Source organism: Bacteroides sp. AF39-11AC (assembly GCF_003474285.1).
Lineage (GTDB): Bacteria > Bacteroidota > Bacteroidia > Bacteroidales > Bacteroidaceae > Bacteroides.
This window is the reverse complement of record NZ_QROH01000002.1, coordinates 4,815-27,501: the sequence shown is the minus strand read 5'-3', so window position 1 is coordinate 27,501 and position 22,687 is coordinate 4,815. Positions and strand designations below refer to the sequence as shown.

Annotated in this window: 21 protein-coding genes; 16 read left to right on the top strand and 5 right to left on the bottom strand. The window is 41.5% G+C overall.

The genetic code is table 11. The features are described 5' to 3' along the window. Positions 1-713 precede the first annotated feature (713 nt). The 5 genes from DW036_RS02860 to DW036_RS02840 all read right to left on the bottom strand — a co-directional run bounded on the left by DW036_RS02860 (position 714) and on the right by DW036_RS02840 (position 5,227). Complete coding sequence (locus DW036_RS02860; RefSeq protein WP_004310156.1) at positions 714-1,490, bottom strand: TetR/AcrR family transcriptional regulator; 777 nt, start codon at positions 1,488-1,490, stop codon at positions 714-716. 569 nt (positions 1,491-2,059) lie between these two features. After that, a complete protein-coding gene (locus DW036_RS26225) occupies positions 2,060-2,635 on the bottom strand; it encodes a hypothetical protein (protein WP_084819792.1) in 576 nt (191 codons plus the stop codon). 5 nt (positions 2,636-2,640) lie between these two features. After that, positions 2,641-3,255, bottom strand: coding sequence for a hypothetical protein (locus DW036_RS02850; RefSeq protein WP_004310153.1), 615 nt, complete (start codon positions 3,253-3,255; stop codon positions 2,641-2,643). A gap of 112 nt (positions 3,256-3,367) precedes the next feature. Beyond that, positions 3,368-4,747: a DUF5458 family protein gene (locus tag DW036_RS02845; protein ID WP_004310152.1), complete on the bottom strand. Its 1,380-nt coding sequence runs from the start codon at positions 4,745-4,747 to the stop codon at positions 3,368-3,370. 12 nt (positions 4,748-4,759) lie between these two features. Beyond that, a complete protein-coding gene (locus DW036_RS02840; RefSeq protein ID WP_004310151.1) occupies positions 4,760-5,227 on the bottom strand; it encodes a hypothetical protein in 468 nt (155 codons plus the stop codon). A gap of 167 nt (positions 5,228-5,394) precedes the next feature. Here DW036_RS02840 and DW036_RS02835 point away from each other — a divergent pair, with 167 nt between their 5' ends. The 16 genes from DW036_RS02835 to DW036_RS25890 all read left to right on the top strand — a co-directional run. Continuing rightward, the gene (locus tag DW036_RS02835) at positions 5,395-5,817 is read left to right on the top strand and encodes a GPW/gp25 family protein (protein WP_004310150.1); all 423 of its coding nucleotides are present in this window, start codon (positions 5,395-5,397) and stop codon (positions 5,815-5,817) included. A gap of 7 nt (positions 5,818-5,824) precedes the next feature. After that, positions 5,825-7,600: a type VI secretion system baseplate subunit TssF gene (locus tag DW036_RS02830; protein WP_118356360.1), complete on the top strand. Its 1,776-nt coding sequence runs from the start codon at positions 5,825-5,827 to the stop codon at positions 7,598-7,600. Continuing rightward, a complete protein-coding gene (locus DW036_RS02825; RefSeq protein ID WP_118356361.1) occupies positions 7,597-10,035 on the top strand; it encodes an AAA family ATPase in 2,439 nt (812 codons plus the stop codon). Before DW036_RS02830 ends, DW036_RS02825 begins: the two co-directional genes overlap by 4 nt. Further along, positions 10,020-10,955 (top strand): hypothetical protein, encoded by a 936-nt coding sequence (locus DW036_RS02820; RefSeq protein WP_005777320.1) that lies wholly within the window; start codon positions 10,020-10,022, stop codon positions 10,953-10,955. The genes DW036_RS02825 and DW036_RS02820 overlap by 16 nt, the downstream gene beginning before the upstream one ends. A gap of 13 nt (positions 10,956-10,968) precedes the next feature. Further along, positions 10,969-11,847: a TssN family type VI secretion system protein gene (locus DW036_RS02815; protein WP_004322089.1), complete on the top strand. Its 879-nt coding sequence runs from the start codon at positions 10,969-10,971 to the stop codon at positions 11,845-11,847. 3 nt (positions 11,848-11,850) lie between these two features. After that, the gene (locus DW036_RS02810) at positions 11,851-12,999 is read left to right on the top strand and encodes a hypothetical protein (RefSeq protein ID WP_004322091.1); all 1,149 of its coding nucleotides are present in this window, start codon (positions 11,851-11,853) and stop codon (positions 12,997-12,999) included. A gap of 20 nt (positions 13,000-13,019) precedes the next feature. Beyond that, complete coding sequence (locus DW036_RS02805; protein WP_004310144.1) at positions 13,020-13,517, top strand: type VI secretion system TssO; 498 nt, start codon at positions 13,020-13,022, stop codon at positions 13,515-13,517. Next, positions 13,514-13,960: a type VI secretion system TssO gene (gene tssO, locus DW036_RS02800; protein WP_005777315.1), complete on the top strand. Its 447-nt coding sequence runs from the start codon at positions 13,514-13,516 to the stop codon at positions 13,958-13,960. The genes DW036_RS02805 and tssO overlap by 4 nt, the downstream gene beginning before the upstream one ends. A gap of 10 nt (positions 13,961-13,970) precedes the next feature. Further along, entirely contained in the window at positions 13,971-14,912 is a 942-nt protein-coding gene (locus DW036_RS02795; protein ID WP_004310142.1) for a PKD domain-containing protein, read from the top strand. Beyond that, complete coding sequence (tssR, locus tag DW036_RS02790) at positions 14,909-17,257, top strand: type VI secretion system protein TssR domain-containing protein (RefSeq protein WP_118356362.1); 2,349 nt, start codon at positions 14,909-14,911, stop codon at positions 17,255-17,257. Before DW036_RS02795 ends, tssR begins: the two co-directional genes overlap by 4 nt. Positions 17,258-17,262: 5 nt before the next feature. After that, complete coding sequence (locus DW036_RS02785; protein ID WP_117720364.1) at positions 17,263-18,066, top strand: DUF5457 domain-containing protein; 804 nt, start codon at positions 17,263-17,265, stop codon at positions 18,064-18,066. A gap of 511 nt (positions 18,067-18,577) precedes the next feature. Continuing rightward, the gene (tssD, locus tag DW036_RS02780) at positions 18,578-18,973 is read left to right on the top strand and encodes a type VI secretion system tube protein TssD (RefSeq protein WP_004310139.1); all 396 of its coding nucleotides are present in this window, start codon (positions 18,578-18,580) and stop codon (positions 18,971-18,973) included. A 110-nt stretch (positions 18,974-19,083) separates the two neighbouring features. After that, positions 19,084-20,847: a type VI secretion system Vgr family protein gene (locus DW036_RS02775; RefSeq protein ID WP_032589195.1), complete on the top strand. Its 1,764-nt coding sequence runs from the start codon at positions 19,084-19,086 to the stop codon at positions 20,845-20,847. Positions 20,848-20,853: 6 nt separating this feature from the next. After that, entirely contained in the window at positions 20,854-22,230 is a 1,377-nt protein-coding gene (locus DW036_RS02770; protein ID WP_032555610.1) for a hypothetical protein, read from the top strand. Continuing rightward, positions 22,196-22,483 (top strand): immunity 17 family protein, encoded by a 288-nt coding sequence (locus tag DW036_RS02765; protein ID WP_118356363.1) that lies wholly within the window; start codon positions 22,196-22,198, stop codon positions 22,481-22,483. The genes DW036_RS02770 and DW036_RS02765 overlap by 35 nt, the downstream gene beginning before the upstream one ends. An 18-nt stretch (positions 22,484-22,501) precedes the next feature. Further along, positions 22,502-22,687, top strand: a 186-nt coding sequence (locus DW036_RS25890) for a hypothetical protein (RefSeq protein ID WP_233560260.1), incomplete at its 3' end; no start/stop codon positions are given.

Sequence of the window (22,687 nt, the reverse complement as noted above, 5' to 3'; positions counted from 1 at the left end):
TGTTCGGCCTGTTTGCGACCTCCGGGATGATTTTTTCTGCATCCAAAGGCGGCAGGAACAATCTGGCAAGGCTGAAGAGGAAAAATACGCTCACCAGCGGAGAGGAAGATTTTTGCGCTTCACTTGCGGCTGAATGCCGGCATTGACACGACTGGGACTGGCGATTACCTTCGCGGAAAAATTCAATCCACGGCAGGTTGCACGGCAGCAGAAAAGCGATAAATAGAAGTATATAAAAAAGGAATAGAAAACGCTAAAGCAGGGAATAATAAAACAGGAGAACGGACATGCAGGACTAAGCTCCAAAGACTACCTTGAAACTGTGAATAGTGATATAGTTATATCATTATCCGCAATTTCAAGTCTGTTCGTGTACCCTTTGAAAAATAACTTGACGCATTTTATGTAACGCGCTACACAAAGCGTGTCAGATTTTTCTTGTAGCAGCCTATCAGTCCTTATACAGAGGGATATAGAAAAAAATTATAAAAGTAACCGACAATAGCTAACGTCAAATACCCCTTGCTCCAATGACCTGATTAGACTATTAAGTCCATAATCACTTATATGTTCATAGATACACACGACGGCCATACAGATAATGACCGCTATTAATACAAAGTATCCGGATAGGGATTTACGCAGCAATGGAGCTTTGCGAATATTTTATGGTATTCTACTTATCAATATGATATGTACTATAAATAAAATTTTTAGCTTTCCTTTGAAAGTTCTCGTGAATTTCTATGGCTATTTGAAAGTAACATTTTTAAGTCATTTTTATTGATGCCCATGTATTTACATATTTTAAACTCACTTATGCCGTCTGATAACATTTCTTGAGCTGCTTTTCTATTCCTTTCATACGCTTCCAGTTTGTCAAAAATGGCATCTGTTAGAAAATCTATCCATTCGAAAAAGACCTTTTCCCCTTCTTGAGTACTAAAATCTATTGTACAGGTTTTCGCACACCTCCTATGAAGTATCAGATAATAAATTCCTCCAATCAGATTCGCCATAATAGCTTTAATATTGATTTTCGCCGGTTTAAACAGATTGTCATAAAACGCAATCAAATTTAGATTCATAATATCCCGTGTTTCTGCTGTTCTCTTTGTCGTTTCATTAATAACCGACATTTCATAAAGTAACAACTTTTGCATTACAGTGTTATCAGACAAGTTCCTATAAAGGGTCTTGAATGTTTCCGCAAAAAACTTTTTAGGTCCCAATATGTTCAGGCTGGAAACGTCAATAGTATCATTGATCCAGAAATCATACTGCTTGGCAAGCCTGTCGTAAAGGTTTTCCATTGAGCCGTATCTTCTATAAAACACATTAGCTTCTATGTTTGCAGCTTTCATCAATGCACTCAAATTGACATTACCAAAACCATATTCAGCTACAAGCTTTTCAAGTTCGGATATTACCTCCTTGTCTATTTGTTCATTTGTCCTCCTATTTCGAGCTTTCTTTTCTTTCTGTTTCACTATTATATAGTATGTTATAAAAATAAATCTGCAAAAATCAGTAAAAGGAAATATTTTTATTTTAGCTTTCGATAAACTTCTTCTTTTCTGAATTGACGATAATATCCCAAGGTAGGCTGTAAGTATTTATACAGCTATTCCATTCTCTTTTCATTTGTTTTGATATAGAGCAATTGGGTCTGTTGCAAATATACATTTTTATGCTTTACAAACAATAGACAGAATATAAAAACTACGTTTACCAATAAATTTGCATTTCAATAATAGACGTATTAATTTACTTATTTATTGCTATATTATAGGAAAATCTCCAATTTGAAAAAAGAACACTCACTACACGAAGAAAACTTGCTGCACATCTACATTAAATCCCTGATAGTTTCCGGTTGCGATAAGAGAAGTCAATTTAAATGAGACCCTAATGATTTCATATAAAGAAAACTTCATGTTGGATTATTCATGTGAGAATTATAAGAATGAAGAAGCATTATATATCGAAAAATGAAACTCTATTTTTTCTTTGAAAGAGGATGTATTACGTTTTATATTCACTGTGTAATGACATCTTATTATTTTGTTGAGAAGTGTTCTTTTACAAAGAATTTCGAAAAGGATAATACATCATCAAAATCATAGAACATATTATAAGTTACGGCTACTAAATAATCAGCTTCCACAAAAACAAGACACATAACAGGAGCCTCTGATATAATATCAATAATCGCATAGTCCTGTTTTTTTAATTCTTCTATTTTTGAGGTTATGGGGGCATGACTCTTTATATTAGATAGAATATTGATTTCTATAGAGTAATATTGTATATTTTTCTTTGATTTATTTGGGACTTTAATGAGATAATGCTTACAACAATATCCGATCTTAGCCAACTCTGTCTGTTCGTTCACATTATTACAAAAAGCGTTTAAAATAGGAGAGATTATGTATTTATGAGACGAGACAAATAAAGCAGTATCTTTGGAATTAGTATCCTCATAGACAATATTATTATTATCCCAACAATAATTGAAATTTTCAAGTACCTTATATGAAAACTTATCAGATATACTATCGCTACAGATTGCAGCAGCATGAAGATATGCACACATACAAAATATAGTACATAGTATATATTTTATGTTACACATAAATCTTATCTCCTTTTTATACTAACTTCTTTATAAAAATTCGCTTTAATATTGGGTGGAGTAGCATATTCAATTTCTATATAAAGTTTTTTATAAAAAACTAATTCAGAAATTGCACTATCCGCATCAACTTGAGTTGACCCCGATAATTCTTTTACTTGATCTTTAAACTCACTAAAACTTCCTATTATTTCAACGCACCCTGCTGCTCCCCATCCAATATGAGTAAGATCTTCAGGACCAGCGTGAATGTAAAAAGTTCCTTTTAGAACTATTGCACCATTATGTTGAGAATATGTATTATGTACCTCATAGGCTTTTTTATATTCTGGTGCAGGCTGCCTATTGAGCTTATGCAAGCCACTATTAACCCATCCAATTGTTTTATAAGAACTAAAATTTGGTGGGTTATAATACGGCATGAAGCGTAATGCTTTCCATGTATATTTTACACTTTGACCTTTATCATCAGTACCTTTGATATAGACATAATATACAGGGACTCCATAGAGCTCTATTTTGCTATTCTTATCCATATCACTGCATGGATAAGATTTTGCATAATAGGTATCCCCAGTTTTTGTACCAGAAATAATAATATCCACATCTCGGAGTTTCATATAAGTAAAGATTTCAATAATAAGACATATAATTTCAGCAACACATGACCCTGATAAATGATTTACAGATGGGCATAACTATGCCCATCTGTAAATTTAAAATTATTCAATACTATTCTTGATGATATTCGCTTTCCCAAATAGCATCCTCCGGATTATCGCCTTTATGACCGGCAAGCTGTATCACGAAGCTTTTTGCCGGGAAATACGGTGTGATGTGGATGTCAAGAAGCACACGGTCTTTCTGATTCGGGTCTTGTTCAATCTTCATAACCTTGAAGCGTTCGATGAGTTTGTTCGGTCCCATTACACTATCGAGGAATTTCACAACCTGACCACGTAAATCTGCTTCCGTGCGAGTAGTCCAATTTTCAAATGCCCGACGGTTCAGGAAGTCAATCAGTACCTTCGTTATATAGTCGAATACACGAACTACGGAGTAGGTCTGCAAGCCAAGATTATCTCCATTAAATAATGTCTTGGCGGAGAAAGCCATAACCTTGCTGTACTCGTTCACCATCGGCACAAGCCCCATACGTTCAAGCTCTGAAATCTCGCTCTTGCGAAGGTCGAAGCGTACACTTTCTACTTCATTAAGTCCACCAAATTTCTTTCCGGCTACTACCTGAGACATTAAGGTGTTGTATATTTTTCCGGCAAGTGAAGAAGATGGCGGAATATAAAGATTTTCTTCTTCTCCAACGCTTTCCTCTCTTTGACGACCAAGCAACCAGTTACAGGTCATAATAGTATTCGATTTGAACACATCTCCACTCGTATGATTGGCATTGAAGAATATATCTACTACATCGTCCGGAGTTTCAAGGTCTTGGAAGTCTGTAACAAGAAAAACCTTGTTCTCGTATGCCATTTTAGACCACTTATCCAAAATGGCATTTGAGCCTATATATCCAGGAACGACAAGCAAGGAGTAGTTGCGACGCAGGTCAAGACGGTCAAAATTCTGTTTGAGTTCGTTGCTAATGTGGTCAGCGAAAATGGTATTGTCCAAATCCTGAAGCTGCTCCATGGTCGCATTGACAATGGTGACATTCTTCACCTTATCACTTTCCGTGTTCTTGTAAAAGAACGCAATAGTGCGATATGCGCTTTCAAGTTCCCGTGTCCTGGCAAGAGCATTCTTCAAGTTATGATTAAGAAGGTTCTCGGCGTTTTCTGCGGTTTCTTTGGCCTTGTCCCGCATTTGTTCGGCAGTGTCATTCTCACGTAAGAGTTTGAGCCATACGCTTAAGCGATTAACCAAGGCCTTACGTTCATTTTCCCACTGTTCATCCGTGAGGAAGATGTTGCGACGGGCCTTTCGTGCCGGATTAAGATTGGAATACCCATCTATGATATTTTCAAGAAAAGCGAAGCCACCAAATTCTTTGAGTTTGTCTATTGCCGATGCAGATGACTTTTGCGCCTGTTGTGATACGACTTTCTGTGAGGTTGTCGTACTGGCTGTCTGTTGTTGAGTTTCCTGCTTCATCTTAGTAAAAGATTAAAGTTCTACTTTCTTTTGATTTGCCAGAATCTCCTCGATTGATGATTCAATCACGTCCATAATGGCATTTTTGACTTCCGGATTTTCAAGTGCTTTCTGTAAAGCGCGGTTGGAAGTAAGCTGGCGAGTTATTCTGACACCCTGCTCTTTCTCAATGTCAAGTTTACTCAAGAAATCACTCTTCTCTTTAATCTTCTTGGCTCCGAAGTCTCCAAGTCCGGTGAATGTCATGATTTCCTTGATTTCATTACCTTCCGCATCCACGTGGCATAAGTCAACTGTTGGTTCAAAACGTTGGAACACATCTTCAATGGTTTCCAAACCATACACGCTTTCCGGAGCCGCAGGAGCTTCATCTGTCAGTTTTTGAACTATCAAAGTTCGGTTGGAGGGGATTTCCGCGATGGATTCGTTCGCATCGACTTTTACTTCGTTGCCTCCAATTCCATAATTGTAGATTGCCATAGAATTTACTTTTTAATATCATACTTTTTTTATAGCTCTCTTTTGGTTTTGTGACCGTGCGCAATATATGAATTATTTCTGAAACCGTCAAATTTTTAGGAGCATTTTATTGGCATCTAACAAGGAAAAGAGTATATTTGCGAAATAGAATAAAATAAAAGAATAGTATGACTTACCTGAAAATGCCATTACAATTGCAATCGGCTGTTGCCAAGAAATTGCAAAGGTGTTCCTATCAGGAATCGATAGCCCAACACATCATGCTACTGATTCTTTCTCACCATGGGGAAGTTATCGGCCGAGAAGACTTTGGTTCCATGATATGGGACCTTGAGTTCAACCAACTTGTGAAAATCAGCGATTGGGAGGAAGGAGTAAAAAACTCCTTAATAAAAACGATAGAGAAATATGAAAAGAGACTACGGAATGTAGATGTGAACGTCACCCTTTTGGAAATAGAAGAAGAAAATATAGATAAAGTATCTCATATCCGAAGAAAGGCACAAATAACGGTGACCGGAATAATGGATAGAACCAACGAGAAATTCAGTTTTAACACCTCATTATATATAAGCCCTTTATCACAATAATCGAACTATGTCAGACAAGAAACAAATCGCAATAAAGGAACGAATATTAAAGCAGGCTATGGAGTTTTGGGGTGTATCCGATATACGCGATATGGACCCCGTGATAGATTTGCTGCTTGAAGTTTTTGCCCATGAGTCCAACAAGCTGCATCAAGAAATAGATCAGTCCGATTCACGGATACTTCACCGCCTGTCCAGAATACTCATAGGAAACAAATGGTCGCTGCCAAAGCCGGCCCATGCGCTTATGACTATTACCCCCAATCATGGGGAATGTTGCGAACTTGATGCCGAAGATCACTTTTATGCAGAGAAAAACATATTTGGCAAAGGGGATATTCAAGTCTTTATAACCCCTTTGTTTTCCTATAAACTGGTTGATGCAAAAGTCAAAGCAATCGCATACAACGATAGTATAAGGCATTCAACCGATAGCTTTAGCACTCCAACACGCTTCCTTGGCCCTAAAAACCGGATAGCGGATTATTGCGTCTGGGTCGGGCTGGATGTGTCTAAAGAAGTCCTGCAAAAAATGGACTCTGTAATGTTTTGTATCAAGCCTTCCGATATGGGGTTGCTTCCGTTTATGAATATGGCTTTCTTCTATGACTGCACAGGAAACCGATTGAATGCAAAAACAGGCCTTCATGTTGAAGATCCATATAGTAATGCGCACTACTTTGATGAAATCCGCGATTTTTATAGTGACCTATATTTTAATGTGAGTATAAAAGATGCTTCCAAAGAGAAACATACCTACCGAGAAATGTTTCCCGGTTATGTGGCCGACTGCGAGGTCCCGGATGACTCTGAGAATCTCTTTTGGGTCAAGATAGTCTTTCCGGAAATATTCACGAAAGAAAGTCTTGAAAATCTGGAAGTATATTTGAACACATTTCCGGTTGTAAACAGACAAATCGTTTACAAACAGCATAATTTCCGTTCCACCGGACGAATTATACCCCTGAAATGTCCGGGCCGTACACAATTCTTGAACATACGCTCGTTTCAAGACAACAAAGGCCGGGAATATGTAAACCGACTGAACCAGTATGAGGAAAATCCGACAGGTATATTCAGTCTGTATTTTGGCGACCTTGAACGATTTGATTCGGACAGTGCCCGCTCATTAATTTCAAAAGTGTTACAATTAATGAAAGAAGACGGGAGTGCTTTTGCTTCAATGAATCCGGATGCACTTTCGACGCAGCTCAAAGAGTTGTTCAACAAGATAAATGATATAGAGAAAGGATTGGAGGCCACGCTAAAAGGAGATAACAAAATAAAGGCCTTTGTTTTAAGTGTCCCACAAAAGGATGCGACCAATGCCGAGATAAAATATTGGGTGACTTCCGGATCTCTGGCGAACGGTTTCAATGAACGCACATTGATACAGCAATTCAACATAGAAAAATATGACGCTTCAGGCATCATGTTGCGCACTTGTATGCAAGGAGGAACAACGCATGATAGCGAACAGGAACTTATTAATAGTTTAAGGTATGGTCTGTTGTCCCGGGAACGGATTATATCTAAAGAAGACATCAAAAGCTACTTGTTTCACAAGCTGGGAAAACATGTTGAATCAGTCGAAGTCGGTAATGGCGTAGCTATATCTCCTGACAGCAAAAAAGGATTAATCAGAGTGACAGAGGTCAAGATAAAACTTGGACAATTTGATAAAGATGAAATTCCCAATCTGGAAGAATTGGCCCATTATCTTGAAAAAGATTTGACTGAACGCTCTGTATGTAATTCAAACTATAAAATCAAATTCGTATGAATGATAGCAATTATAGTCCAAGTTTGGTGTCTGCCCTTAAGATAGCAAGAGGAATGGCACTTCAAGACAAGCATAACACGTTCGGCGTGTCACATCTTGTCATGGCCATGTTTGCAGAAAACACGGGTCTAAAAGAAATTTTATCCTCGATGCAGAAGGATGTCGGCTACATAATGGAATGGTTTGACACCCACCGCGAAATGTATAGGTCCAGTGGCACTTCCACAGAAGAAGTGGAGCCTGACGAAGAAGTGTCAAAAGTCTTGGATGAGTCCGAACGGTCTAAAATTAAATTAGGAGCGGATTCCATAGACTCCATCTGTGTGTTTACCGCCATATTGCGTGAAGGTGTCGTATATTCGCATCAGCAGATAGAGATGCTGGATGTTTCGGAAGATGACATATTGTCCCACTACAATGCCCTTACCCCGTTGCATTCTTATCAAGGAGAGGAAATGCAGATAACAGCAAGCGTTCCTTATGCCGACAACCTAAAAAAGCAAGAAACCATCAATGCCGGTGGCTTTGTCGTCGGTAGGGAAAAAGAGGTCCGTACTATTTTAGAATGCCTCGAACGCTCAGAGAACAAGGGCATACTGATTGTCGGTGAATCCGGTATCGGGAAGAGTTCCATCATCAACGCCTTTGTCAAAGATATCTGTGAGAATGAAGACGAGATGTTAAAGCAAATATCTATTGTCGGACTCAATACGGCAAAACTGCTCGCATCAACCTCGTCTGAAACGGAGATAGCACAAAAAGTTGTCAATCTGATGCACAAACTCAACCAATTGGAACAAGCTGTGCTGGTGATTGATGATTTACAGGTCCTTTTGGAGAACAGCGTATCAGGCAAAGCATCCACACTTATCAACATATTAAGTGCGCAAATCAGCGAGGGAGCCGCAAATCTTGTTCTCACACTCACGAACGATTCTTACCGGAAGAACATCGAAAAGCATCCGATAGAAGGGCGTCTTGATATCATAAAGATTGAAGAACTGGATACGGCTACACTTGAAAGTGCCATACAATTACATAAAAAAAGGATTGAAAACTATTACGAGCTGAGAATTTCAGATGCGTGTATTAAAGATTCAATCGCACTCTCCAAACGATATTTTAAGGAACGCAGCCTGCCATATGCCGCCATCGACCTGCTTGACAGAACCGCTGCTGCCGTCCGGCTATGCAATAAGAATGCACGAGCCAGTGTTTCTGATTTGGAAGCGGATTTTGAGGAAATAAAGAATCTCGACGAAAAAATATCTGAAGGGCCGCTTTACTTACTATACCGTTCTGTATTCAGCAAAATCAGTGTCGTATTGACCACCAAACTGTCAGACAACTATGTATGGGATAAAGAAGATGACATCGCGATAAAAGCAGGACGTTTGTCGGGCATCATCAAAGAATTAAAGGCACTATCCGACCAGTCTATTGAAGAGATACGCTCTTCGGAAATAGAGGCGATTGTAGCGGAGTGCACCAATATACCTATCGGAAAAATACAAGCCCGCGAGAAGGATCGACTTTTGAGCATCGAGAGCAAATTGCAAGAACGGGTCAAAGGACAGAACCGGGCCATTACGACTTTATCAGATGCCATTATAGAATCACGCAGCGGACTGAGTGACCCCAAGAAGCCTATAGGTTCATTCTTCTTCCTTGGCCCTACCGGAACGGGAAAAACAGAACTCACAAAATCACTGGCCGAGTTACTGTTTGATGACGAATCAGCCATGATCAGATTTGACATGTCCGAGTTCAAGGAAGAACATTCGGCTGCATTGCTGTATGGTGCACCTCCGGGATATGTAGGATATGAGGAAGGTGGTTTACTGGTCACTCAAATCAGACAGAAACCTTATTCGGTAGTGTTATTCGATGAGATTGAGAAAGCCCATAGCAGCGTTTATGATGTTTTCCTGCAAATGATGGATGAAGGCAAGATACATGATAAACTGGGCCGGGAAGGAGATTTTTCAAATTCCATAATCATTTTCACCTCCAATATCGGAAGCCAGTGGATTGTGGAACAAATACAATCCGGACATACTCCTGATTCCGGAAAGCTCATCGAGGTTATGGCACAGTATTTCCGACCTGAATTTTTGGGACGTCTCACCGAGGTGGTTCCGTTTGCGCCAATAGATGAAAATGTCGCCAAACAGATATTCAACCTCCATTTTGGAAGATTGCAAGAACAACTGATGAAACAGAAAAACATCCAGTTGAATTTGTCGGATGAAGCATTGCAACATCTGGCAAACAAAGGGTATTCTCCCAAATACGGCGCACGTCCGATAGCAGGAGTCATAAGAACTTATATCAAGAAGTCCGTATCTCGTCTGATTGTCTCTGAGCAAATCAAGTCGGGTGACAACATCGTCATAAACTATCGAAACGGTGAACTGATATGGGAACAATGTTAGCGCAAAAGAAACCCTTGGAAAGCATCCAACGAAGTCAGGCAATAAATTTTGTCGCAGAAATCTTTTATGATGAACTTCAATTTATTCTTGACCGGCGGCTGTTGGACCATACTATGGTTAATTGCCATGGTATGAACAGTCGTGTGAAATCCAGAGATGTATTAAGTGTTTCGGTACAGCATATCGCGGCGACAAATGCCGACAAAGAATATATATTGCTGAATCTGGCAAGAAACAGCATCTATCATCAATTGCCGGAATTACTATTTCATCCATTGGTGCTTAGCACACCGGGCATGAGCAACAAGGAGATAGTTGAAGCCATCCGAGCCAATGAAAAACAGGATAAAGAGCTTATACAATTCTTTGCACCCTTTGATACAGAGTTTTTCAAAGAAAAGGTCCGTATCAATAACCGCCATCTGAATTTCTTTTCAGACCCGGACTCCAAGAAGAACTTCATCAAGATGATTGAAGTAATGGAAAATGTCGAACTATCCATTACTTCCCATCAGAAATATAAGCTGTTCCTATTCCTCTGCAATGCAGAACGGTATAAAGAGAACCTGCCTGCTATCGAGCAACTGCTTCTTATCGTTTTGGGATTGAAGGTGAAACTGCGACTGGAAGTCCATGAGATTGATGAAACGGTTTACCTTTCCGTCGGTTCCGGATGTGTCGGACAGACATTAGGCCTTAATGGTCTAATGATAAGCGAAACCGATGATTTGACGGCGACAATCATCCTTGATACTCCGACAGATGACTATGAGGAGGTAAAAACGCATCTATCCAATGTCCGCCGGATACTTGAATTTTTCATCCTTTCAACAAGAAATATCGAAGTTGATTATCTGGTACGTGGAGAAACGGATTTTATACTCGGAGAAAACCGATTAGGATATAATATGAACTTATGAAAAATCTAATAATATGAAGATATTGCTATATTTCTTTGCACGTTATTTATTGGCTCCATTATTTGTAGCCGTGATGATATTTGTCTTGACCGGAATAAAAACGATCAAGAGCAAACTTAGCCTGAAGAAATTAATCATATTCATTCTTCTGGCTTCCATTGCCGTCGCTTTACCCAGCCTGTTCGGTTTCCTAAAAAACGAATACGTCTGGGGAGGCTTGACATTCACGATATTGTCCTATATCCTCCTTGGAGCATTGTTCTGCAAACTGTCAACCTCCGATTTGTTCGGAGCAATCGGTATTGGCAGTTCCCGAACAGCGGTTATTCTCACTCTAACCACAATATGCGCTTTAGGCGGATGGTGCTACTATCTGCTGTTTGAACTGATAAGCAAGCTACCTTATTCGCTATGGAACACAACAAATATCCTGTGGTTTGCAATCCCATATCTGATTATGTACAGCAGAACCCTGTTCCTGGACATCCCGCATCCGATATATACCCCATGGGAATTGAGCTATGGTACCTTTGACCGGAAATATTGGGACAACATAGACAACTTCGGCTTCCGAACGGTCAAAGTCAAGATCAAACGGAATATAAAAGACCCGACATACGCTTCGTTGGTTGTCCGCCTGCCCAATGAAATATCTCTTGGGAATTGGTTCAATTGGGTTATCGAAGACCAAAACAGGCGTTTCCCCCAAAACAAGATTGAAACAGAGAAGGAAGATATGCAAATCGGATGGATGTTCTATACCTCAAAATGGTTTAACTTCCCGTTGTTCATAAGAATACTTGACCCCACTCTGACGAGTGAGGGCAATAAGATTAAGAATAATCAAACGATATATATCCGACGTGTACAAGTAGAAACAAAAACATCATAATATATGAAAACACTAACATATTTGCCTGTAAACTGGGTCAATGGTCTGAAGCTGACCAGCCAGCATTTCTTTGCAAACCAGTATTGCCAAACGGAAGCTCTCAACCGCGAAGCAGGAAGGAGTCTGACCAGTTATAACTATGGTCTTGGAGAGGTCCTTGAAGGGATAGGTGACAATCTTGAAATAGAGATTTCAGGTGATACCATGTCCACTCTCTGTGTCCGCCTGAAAAGCTGTAACGCTATCACCAAAGGCGGTCTGCCCATCGTTTATTACGACGGTTTATACGGGGATGAGAAACCCTGTGCAACCATTTCAGAATCCGGTCTGCAAGCCGAGGACAGCGAGTATATGGTACTAATATCCGTAGATCCGTATCACTTGATACCTGTCGGTGAACCGGACCCGGAAGAGGTGCCTTTGCATCACCCGTATGTCTTGCCGAGCATAAAACTCCATATCGTTCCCAGAAACCAAGTCAACAAATCTTTCTACAGCCAGAATTTTTTGCTGGTGGCAGAGGTATGCAGACAAGGGAATACCTATAAAATCAATCATCAATATATTCCACCGGTACAACATTCCGCTTGCCACGATGGGATTAAAACATTCATTTCCCAATTGGCACGTACCCTACAGTCGATAAAAGAAGACGTGAAACTCATTTACAGCAGGAATGTTGCTGACAAGCGTAGAGATACGCTTGCCAATAATACATTTGAGCTGTGTAAGGCTTTCTCGGCCTTTTACAACTCAAGAATCTTCTTTATCGAACAAATCGCCTTAGAGCAACCGCCGATATATCTTGTGCAGGCCGTGAATGAGCTTGCAAACGGTCTGAACTCCGCTCTTCAAAGTCTTTCTGAAACGGAAAGAGAACAATTGCTCCAATATTTCTATGAGTGGACCAATGTCACACCCTCTGAATTTATCACGAAGATAGAGAGCCTAACCAAGCTTATGTATGATCATACCAATATAAACCAGTCATTGCAGACGGCAGGGGCATTTGTGACACTGCTCAGCAATATGTTCCACAAAATGAGTGAACTGGAATACATCGGAATGGTTCGTGAGAATATTATAGTAGGAGACGAAAGTCACGAAACAATAGAGGCTCAAAAGAAACGATCATGGTCATTTATAGGTTGAGCGATTAAATCATAGCAAGTATGGAAGCAGAAAACAAAAAAGCTCGTTTGAAAGCGAAGCTCCGATTTACTTTGGTATTCGCTATCGCACTGATTGTTACCACAACCGGAGGTATCGTAACGATTGTGACTGCACAAAAGGGAATATCCCTTCTTGAAAGCAAGAAGGCCGAATATGACAATGTGTTCAAGAAACAGGCAGAACTTAACTTCCAGATAGAAGAATTGTTCCGGGACTTGAACAATCTGAAGACCAAGCGGCGAAATTCGAGTGAACACAAGCACATGCAAAAATTGATAACCAAAAAACGGTTATTAATGGAAAATGACATTGCAATGCAGGCCGATAAAAGCAAGTACGAAGTGTATAAAGCTATGCTTGAACAGATCCGTGTCATCCAATCATCAATGGATGACCTTGACCGCGAAAGCAAAAAGCGTGAAAGCAACATGGAGCAACTTGAAAAGTGTAGAATCAAATATCAGGAATTAACCAAGAATAAACTGACGAAGCCATGACAAAAGACGAAATGCTATGGGGAAACATCCGTTTCCTCCTGCTGCTGATTTTCTCAGTAGCCGCAATTTATATCATACTTTGCCGGTATATACTCAACGTACCGACAGAGGACAGTTCGGAGTTGATAAACGAAATCAACCATTCCGAACGCATTTTTGAAATCCAGCATACACATATGCAGCAAGCGCAGAGCATCTGGAATGAGATTGACTCTCTGGACTTCAACATTCATCAGGTACAAAAGATGGACGAGGTGAAGGATGGGATTTACCAATTGCAGCATATATACAAGGAAAACAATATGAATACGAAATTCCTTTTCGGCGTGTTGTCCTCCAGAATGCTTAAATGCCAATTCGACATAAAAGAGGAATTGAACAGTCTGGTACATAACAATGCACTGATTGAACGGGATTTGGAAGAATGTAAAGCCAATTTATAAAACATTCGCGATGGATAATAAGAAAACTATAACAATCATCATATTGGGACTGGTTGCCATGGCAGGTATCCTTTTGTTTTTGTTCCTGCCTTCGAAGTCGCACCTTGCCAATATTGACTTTTATGTGTATGACACCAATGATAATTTTCATTATGAGGTCAATGAGCGGTTGGAGCTATTAGTCAACGATACGGCAGCGATTAAAGGCAAGCGGCTCATTTGGGAAATGGGAAACGGTGATACACTGATGAGAAATACGGATGTGTCATACACTTACCGTAAGGCCGGCAAATATCTTATTACTTTGAAAATAGACGGAAAACACTCCGTAAACAAGTATATCAAAGTTATCTCAGGACTGGAGCATGAGGCCATTGATTCCATACCCCGTATAAATGGAGTGTCAGAGGGTTATCAAGGTGAAGAGCTGGTCTTTTCGGCAGAAGGCTATGGTATGGACACGTGGCTATGGGAATTTGGAGAAAGCGGTACTGTGGACGCATACGAGCAGCAAGTCGTGTATTCGTATGATATTCCGGGAGAATACACCATCTCATTACAAACCAATACGACGAAATATCCGGTGAAGCACCGTATAACCATTCTCCCACGCTTTGAAAAAGCAGAGGAACTGGTCACGGTAGATTCGTTGGTACTGGTACAGAATGATATTAAAAAACACTTGCAAGCCATAGCTGACGCCAAAGTCTCACAAAAGTCGGTCTATTACGAACATACGAATTATATCCGTAACAAATATTTTTGTATTGATGCAGACCAGGTAGTGGTCGTCATCAATGATGAAAAATACAATGACTTCAACGGCTATTGCCAAGGACTGCATTTTCTTGAAAGCAACAGGAAAAAGCGTGTGAGTATTGATGATGTGAAAATTGACGATTTGAATTGCGTCAAGTCCATCCATGTGACACAAAGTTATATTGAAAAATGAAACAACTGAATCTCATACGAAATCTGTTTTCTGTGGCCGTGATGATTACTCTTGCGTGCAACGTATCTGCCCAAGTGTCCATCCGCGACAGAATACAAATAATGGATAGGGATATATTCAATTATCCGGAATCAACAGACGCTCCTGTCAAAACAAAGAAAAGCAAGACAAACAGAATTGTCTATTCGGACAGGACCGGAAATCAAAGTTATGAAGACCCGTATTTCCAGCGTAAGCGGTCTTCACACGGGATTGGCACACCCTATTACATAGTAGGTGAAAAGAACGGAACCTACAAGCTCGTTCAGGCTGACCCAGACATTACAGGCAAGCCCAAGTCGATAATAGGCTTCCTGTATAACAGCAAGAGACACTTTAAGGAACCCCGTAAAGTCAATTATGCCGGATGGATACCATCGGAAAATGTACTGATGTACGACCATGCCCGTATCAATCCCCGCAACAACCAGCCGATAAGGTACCGTATAGGCATAAACAGCATTAACAAGCTGTTCGATATCCATCAATTCTTCAATGGAGATACCCTGAAAATATATGGAGAGCCGTTTTTGAAAACAACAACGGATGCGGTAGTTGTCAGCGGAGAGGTTGTTTACCTATACAAGTTAGACAAGAGCGGCAAATCCGCATTGATTTCCAATGTTCCCGCATTATCAGACAGTACCAAACGCTTTTTAGGGTGGGTTCCCGCTGACCTTCTTGCAGAAGTCGGCCAAAATGAGGTGTATCATATTGATTATTCACGATACCGTGATTCTTTGTTGTGTGCTGTCAACCTAATGTATCCCGATACGTTGGCATTACATAATGCGAATATTCAGGGTACGATGTTGTTCAACCTGGATGGAAACCCGGCAGGGCCTATAACGAATGGGAATATCCGGCTGAACTATCCTTTGTCCGTCTGGGACAAGAACTGGAATAAGATTATCAATATCAAAGGCGGAGACATCATGGTTTCCGATGTCCGAAAGATGGAAGCGGAAAACAAAAACGTGAACATACATGTACTGTTCAATGATGCCGACCTGCCTTATCTATCCCCATATATCAATGTGCTACAGAACCTAAAGCTGAAAATGAAGCCCGGATATGACTACACTTTCTCAGCAACTTGCATATCCTCCAACGGAGAAAACAGACATTTGGCCCCAACCAAGGACTTTTCAGCCTGGCTCGACTATATCAAACAATCCATTTCTTCCAAACGGAAAAACGAGCAAGAGGAACAATCATCGTTTTACGGTTTTGGCGGGGCTATCAAACAAATCTCCCGTTATGATGACGAAAGCCGTTTCAGCAACAATGTATTTGTCATTTTAGGGTCAAAACAAACTTTATCCTTGCACGAGCAACAACTCTCGTGGCTGGCAACCCAACCGGCAAGGCTTCTGTTTGCCCAGATAGACAGAGCATCAGGCACTTCTTATCAGGACTTCCTATTGCAGGCCAAATCCATTCTGGACAGCCATTCTACGAAATACATAGACCATATATCCAATTATATCGCAGACAGCAGACTGGTAAAGACGGAGCTGTTCAAGAACATAGAAGCTACGGATGCCAACTTATACCTGTACGATGCTCCATACAACAGCCTTACGGTAGGAGGAATCTTATTCCCTAAAGGTAGAAACAGACTGGAAAGCAACGCTTTGGAAACAGCCTTGGATTCCGTATTATGGCAATCTTTCGAAACGGACAGCCTACTGTTGCACTCACTTAAAGATTATGAGCGAAATATAGGTGTCCTAAGAAGCCGTCCCACATCCGAACTGACGCATATATTCCATCATACGGAAAATCCTGACAGTATGAGCCTTGACGATATAGATAGAAACAGCGTGAATGACACCTACTATATAAAGGCCTCCGTAGCGGACAGTATAATGGACGGGTACGAATATGGATATCTACTCGATGACAAGGAAGTGATGGAACTGCTGCAAAGCTACAGGGGACTGCTCCCGGAGTTCTCAGATAACATAGGGAAAAAGGAGCTAAGAGTGCTTCGCAAGCAATTTAACCGGCAAAAGAAAAGCATAAACAGAAGTTTCTATCGAAAAGTATTGCCCAGAAATCCATATTTGGCTCAAATCTTCTATTGTAAGACGGGAGTCATGGCCAATGACAGCCTTTTAAATTCAACAAAGGTGAAGAAACTAAAGAAAAGAAAGGTTGAACTGACGGACTTTAATAGTGGCTATACAGCCCTGATTTCAAAGATGAAGAGACTGGAAGACATGTATCAACGCAACCTTTTCAGACCTGTATTCATCGCCGGCAAGAAATATTATTTTATTCCGAAACAATTAATACTGTAAATAAAATGGAACCAACAAGAGAACAACTACAGGCAGAGATTCTTGAAATCCTATATCAGAAGTGCCTCCAGAAGCCAATATGGGTATCTTGTGCAGAAATATTTTGGAGCATCAGCAACCTCAAGGTATCAGAACGGAGTGTCAAGGACGTTCTTGACTGGCTGGTAAAAAACGACCTTGTAATTTATCAAGCGGATAAATACCAGATTGCCAAGCGCGAATTTATGGATATATCAAGACGTAAGGCTCTTGAGAAAAAAGAGACCGAAGAAAATGCCGAAGTCCGGACTGTAGAGTATGGAACATCCATTCCGCCTCACACGATGAACCATCATCCATGGCTTGAACGAGAGTACCAACAACCTGTCGCGAAATCATCAAACACAATGTTTGCCATCATAGCATTAATAGCCTTTCTGATCAGTGGCACACTTGTTGGCATACTCCTGTTCAACAGCTTCGCAACGGAACGGCGCAATAATGCAGAACTGACATACCTTCCGGACAGCATACAAGTTCCCTCGTTACAGGTAAGCACGCCCGGATATATCCGTGACGCATATACGACCAACCGCAACTTCAAGAACATCCAAACTTCGCTGGAGACACAGCAACGGATTAATGCTGAACTTATGGATATCTGCAAGGCACAACAATCCCAGATTAATATACTGACAACTTGCTCCAAACAACAAGCGGCGGACATCGAACATTTGGAAAAGGAACGGAAGATCTATACATGGATGATTGCCCTTGCACTCCTGGTATTAAGTTCATTGCTCATCTGCCGATATGGACGTAAGAATTAGGACATCCGCAAACATTCAGACTGTATAGTCAATCTGCTAACGGTATCTGCCACTTTCATGCGGTGGATACCGTTTTTCTGCATTCCGGCAGCAGTTTGCTTTCCGACGGTTTCGTCCGTTCCTGATAAAACTTCTTCTACAAGTGTTATTACAATACCGAGAATCAATTTAATAGCGACACATCATCAACGGGGCGTATTTCTAATCATATAGGACAGTGGCTTTATACACGAACATTAGTTTAAAACGTGTTAAAATGAAAACAACAGCAAAAAAACGCGCTAAAAAATTTGGAAAAATGAATATAAGCACTTATATTTGCTCACATCAAAGATGATGTTTTATTTTCTTCTCTTTTTCCCACAATAAAACTGAGTCATCCGGAGGCTGAGAGGAAATTTCAAAAAATCGTTTTTGAGGTTTTCTCTTTTTTGCATCTATACCGGTTAGGGCGCAAGGACGGAGAAACCGAAGTAAAATAATTAAGTTTAACCCATTAAATCCAAGTATTATGGCATTTAGAGCATCATTGGAACTTAACAACAAGGAATTTGACGTCCTTTATTCAAACTATGAGTTTAGTCGTAACACGGACCCTAAAGGTATGCCCTCTTCAAGCGTATTGGGTGGTAGAGTAAAAGCAACCATCGAATCAACAGAAGACACTTCGGTCATCGAAGCGATGTTGAACAGCCCTTTCAAACCTGTAGAAGGAAAGATTATCTACAAAAAAACGGAGGAAGATGCCAAGATGAAGGAGATCCAGTTCAAGAACGCATACATCGTTCACTACTCGGAAACTCTGGACGCGAACAACGATGTGCCTATGACAATCACCATTACGTTCTCCGCTGAAGAAATCATCGTCGGCAGCGCAGCTCTTGACAACCGTTGGCCGAAGAAATAAATCGGCGTACATAGGTAAATCCTAAATCAAAACATTTGTCAGGCCGTCCGACGGACTTCCGCCGGGCGGCTTTGGCAATTTGGATATAAACCGTCAAATATAATGCCGCCATGCTGGAACAAAAAAAAGTCACATTGGAAATAGCCGGCATACCCATGCCGTCGTTTGTGCAGTTGATGCTCAAACAGAGCATCAATGAGCATCACTACTTTGAGATAACACTGGATATCCAAGCCATAGAAGCCTATGGTGTGGAAATCCCGGAGGCATCAAAAGACTGGGTTGGAAAAAAAGTAATCATGGACTTCGGCGGCACTGTTTTTGTCGGCGTGGCCACCATGGTGGGACTTCATCGTTCCGGTGGAACACACGGAAATATAAAAGTGACGGGATATTCGTCAACATTCCTACTGGAGTCAGACCACACTTGTGCCTCATGGTGCAACAAATCCTTGTCTGACATCGTTAAGGAACTTACAGACAAGGCGGGAGTGCAAGCTCTTGTCAATCCGGAAACAAAATCGAAGCTGGAATACGAATGCCAGTACGAGGAAACCAACTTCAGATTCATACAACGGCTTGCCCGCCAATATCAGGAATGGCTCTACTACGACGGACAGAACCTTGTATTCGGGAAGCCACAGGCCGGCTCGACGACCAAGCTGACATACGGCGAGGAACTATCCGTGCTCGATGTCTGCTCGCAGACACTTGCCCGACCAATAAAGGGAAGTTCTTACCATTCGGTGAACGACCAGACCTATAACGGCCAATCCCCCGATACCGCAGCCGGACAAAACACATTGGGACAAGCGGCCTTTGACTCGTCATTGGCTTTGTTTACCGCTCCCGCTGTCCAACGGGCGGAACCGCGCATAACCAATAAGGGTGAACTTGACGCCTATTTCCAACGCAGGCAGCAAAGCGACAGCGCCGCATCCAGTTTCATCACCGGGGAAAGCGATTGCCGCATCCTTACGGTGGGCAGTATCATAGATGTTCATACCGCTATCCATACAGGAATAGGTATCCACGTAAAAAATAGCATCGGCACCTATATCATTACGGAAATAACCCACGTAGCCGGTATGGGTGACAGTTACCAGAACTATTTCACCGCACTTCCGTCTTCTATTCCCACCCTTCCATGCCCGGATGTACCTCTGCCTGTCGCTCATACACAGCAGGCCGTGGTTGTCAGCAACGAGGACCCGAAAAAGTTAGGCCGCGTCCAAGTCAAGATGAACTGGCAGACCGGCCCGATGCAAACCTCGTGGATACGGGTGCTCACTCCCGACGCAGGTACAAGCGACAAAGTGGCCACAAACAGAGGATTTGTATTCATACCCGAAAAGGGAGACCAAGTCATGGTGGCATTCAGATATGATGACCCGAACCGTCCGTTTGTACTTGGCAGCTTATTCCATGGAAAGTCAGGCACCGGTGGCGGCAGTTCAAACAAAACAAAAAGCCTGACTACCCGCAGCGGTTGTACCATAACGCTTGATGATGAAAAAGGAAGCGTTATGATGAAAGATAAGGAAGGCAACAGCTATACGGCAGACGGAGAAGGAAATATCACAATATCTGCCTCTAAAAGCATCACCTTATGTGTTGGAGAAAACAAAATAATGATTGATAGCGAAGGCAATATATCATCTAATGCGGAAAAGGACATAACAGAGTCCGCGGGTGCCAATATTGCGCAATCGGCAGAAAATATTGATTGTACAGCAGGCAGCAATTATAATATCTCCAGTACTGATTTTACAGCAACCGGCAGCAGCAGTGCCACGGTCAGCGGTACAACAAAGGCTACGATAGATTCTTCCGGAACCACAGCCGTAGCCGGAACTATTGTCAAATTGAATTAACAGCATATGAGCAACGCCATACAACAAATAGCAGACAAGATGCTCTACCAATGGGAAGATGCAGTCAGGAAACCGGTCAAGTTAATCCGTATCGTCATCAATCCAGGAGACGAAAGTATGCTTGATGCTTTCTATGACTATATGCTTGCCCTTGATAGCGAAGAGGAAGATATGGTGTTCCTCATAGAACTTCCGTTCAGTTCCAGAACCGATTTCTCAAAAGATGTTGTAGGGTATATTGCACAACAAGTAGAATACTGGAATAACTCAAAGAAACCCGAAGATATTGTCTTTGAACGTGTTGATTGGATAGCTGATTATAAGTCGGAAGAAGCGGAAAACGATGCATCCGTCGCAGTTGCCAACTTCAACAAGCTGACAGAATCCCTTGTAAAAGGGACTGATATGAAATGCAGTTTTGTCTTTAACCTAAAGAACACATACGACTATGACGGATGTCGTGAATGGTTTGAAAAGGCTCTTGCTCTGCCATTCCACAAGCAAATGGTATGGGGGATATCCGACATAAAAGACTATGAACAGTTTGGTAAACTAATGGCCAAACACTCCAATGACGCGGTGTCTATTTATCCACCAATAGATTTAGACGGTGCAATGGAGCAACTCGCGGAACAAGCGGCGAATGAAGACAAGAGCGACCCGGCAGCCTCGAATTTCAGGCTGGCATTAATCAAACTGATGAACAGTGTGAAAAAAGGGAACGCAGCGCAAACAGAGGAATTTGCGAAGAAATGCCTCGATATCGCTCTCGAAAATGTGAAGAAAGACATTAACTGGATCAGTCAATTTGTAACCGTATATACAATTCTATATACAGACCAGATTTCCCGTAAGGACTACAAGACAGCCATGTACTTTGCCGACAAAGCCGTAGAAGCCGCTGAAATCGGGGAAGAAAAATTAGATCCCTCTTTAGCTTGCCGATTGCTTGGAAACACCTTATTGGGGAAAGCCTCCATCTATGTACGAGAGTCGCTTTGGAAAGAAGCGGCAGAGACGTACTATCGCGGTGCTGAAGCATACTCCAGATGCAACGATTACCTAATGCAAAGTGAAGCATTGAGATTGTGTGGTTGGTGCCGGGAAAATAATTATGAGAAATCGTTAGCTGCGGAATGCTATGTGGAAGGTTTCAGACTTTCAGATAAACTTTCCATAGACCTGATAAAAAACTCCTCTTATCCTCTCCTGTTATTAAGCCTGTTAAACAGTTCGGCACGCTCCAAGCTGGTCAGTGACGATGAAATAAATGAAGTTCTGACCAAAGTGTTAGGAGATAACTGGGAGAATTATTTGTATGAGTATAAAAGAAATTTAGGAAAATACAATGGAATGGCTGAACAACATATTGCGAAATCTTGAAGGGCTGTTCACTAATGCAACCGAATATGCCTATGCGAACCCTAAAGTGGGGTACTTAGTAGTAATTTTTCTGCTATTGGTTTGGCTTGTCGGACTGATATTCGACTGGAAATGGACATACACCAGACCCGGAAGCTGGGGAGGAAATTTCTTTCTTGACTTATTGGGTCCAACCGGATTCCGATTTTGGCTCGGTGTAATTATTGTGATTGCCATTGTTGCATCTGCCTATTTGTATTTTCGAGTTAAATAACGATAAAAACTGACAGTTATGGCGGACACAGGCTATTTCGACAGCGTAAGTGCAAACCTAAAGACCGGCGTAGGCGCGCAGGTCAAGGGTATCTCGGAAGGCGTCAAGGCGAACTCCGAGGCCGGTGTGTCACCGTCCGTCAATGCCCTCGACACGGGCATCAAGGCGGCAACCGCCATCGGCGGCCTTGCCGACGGCCTGAGT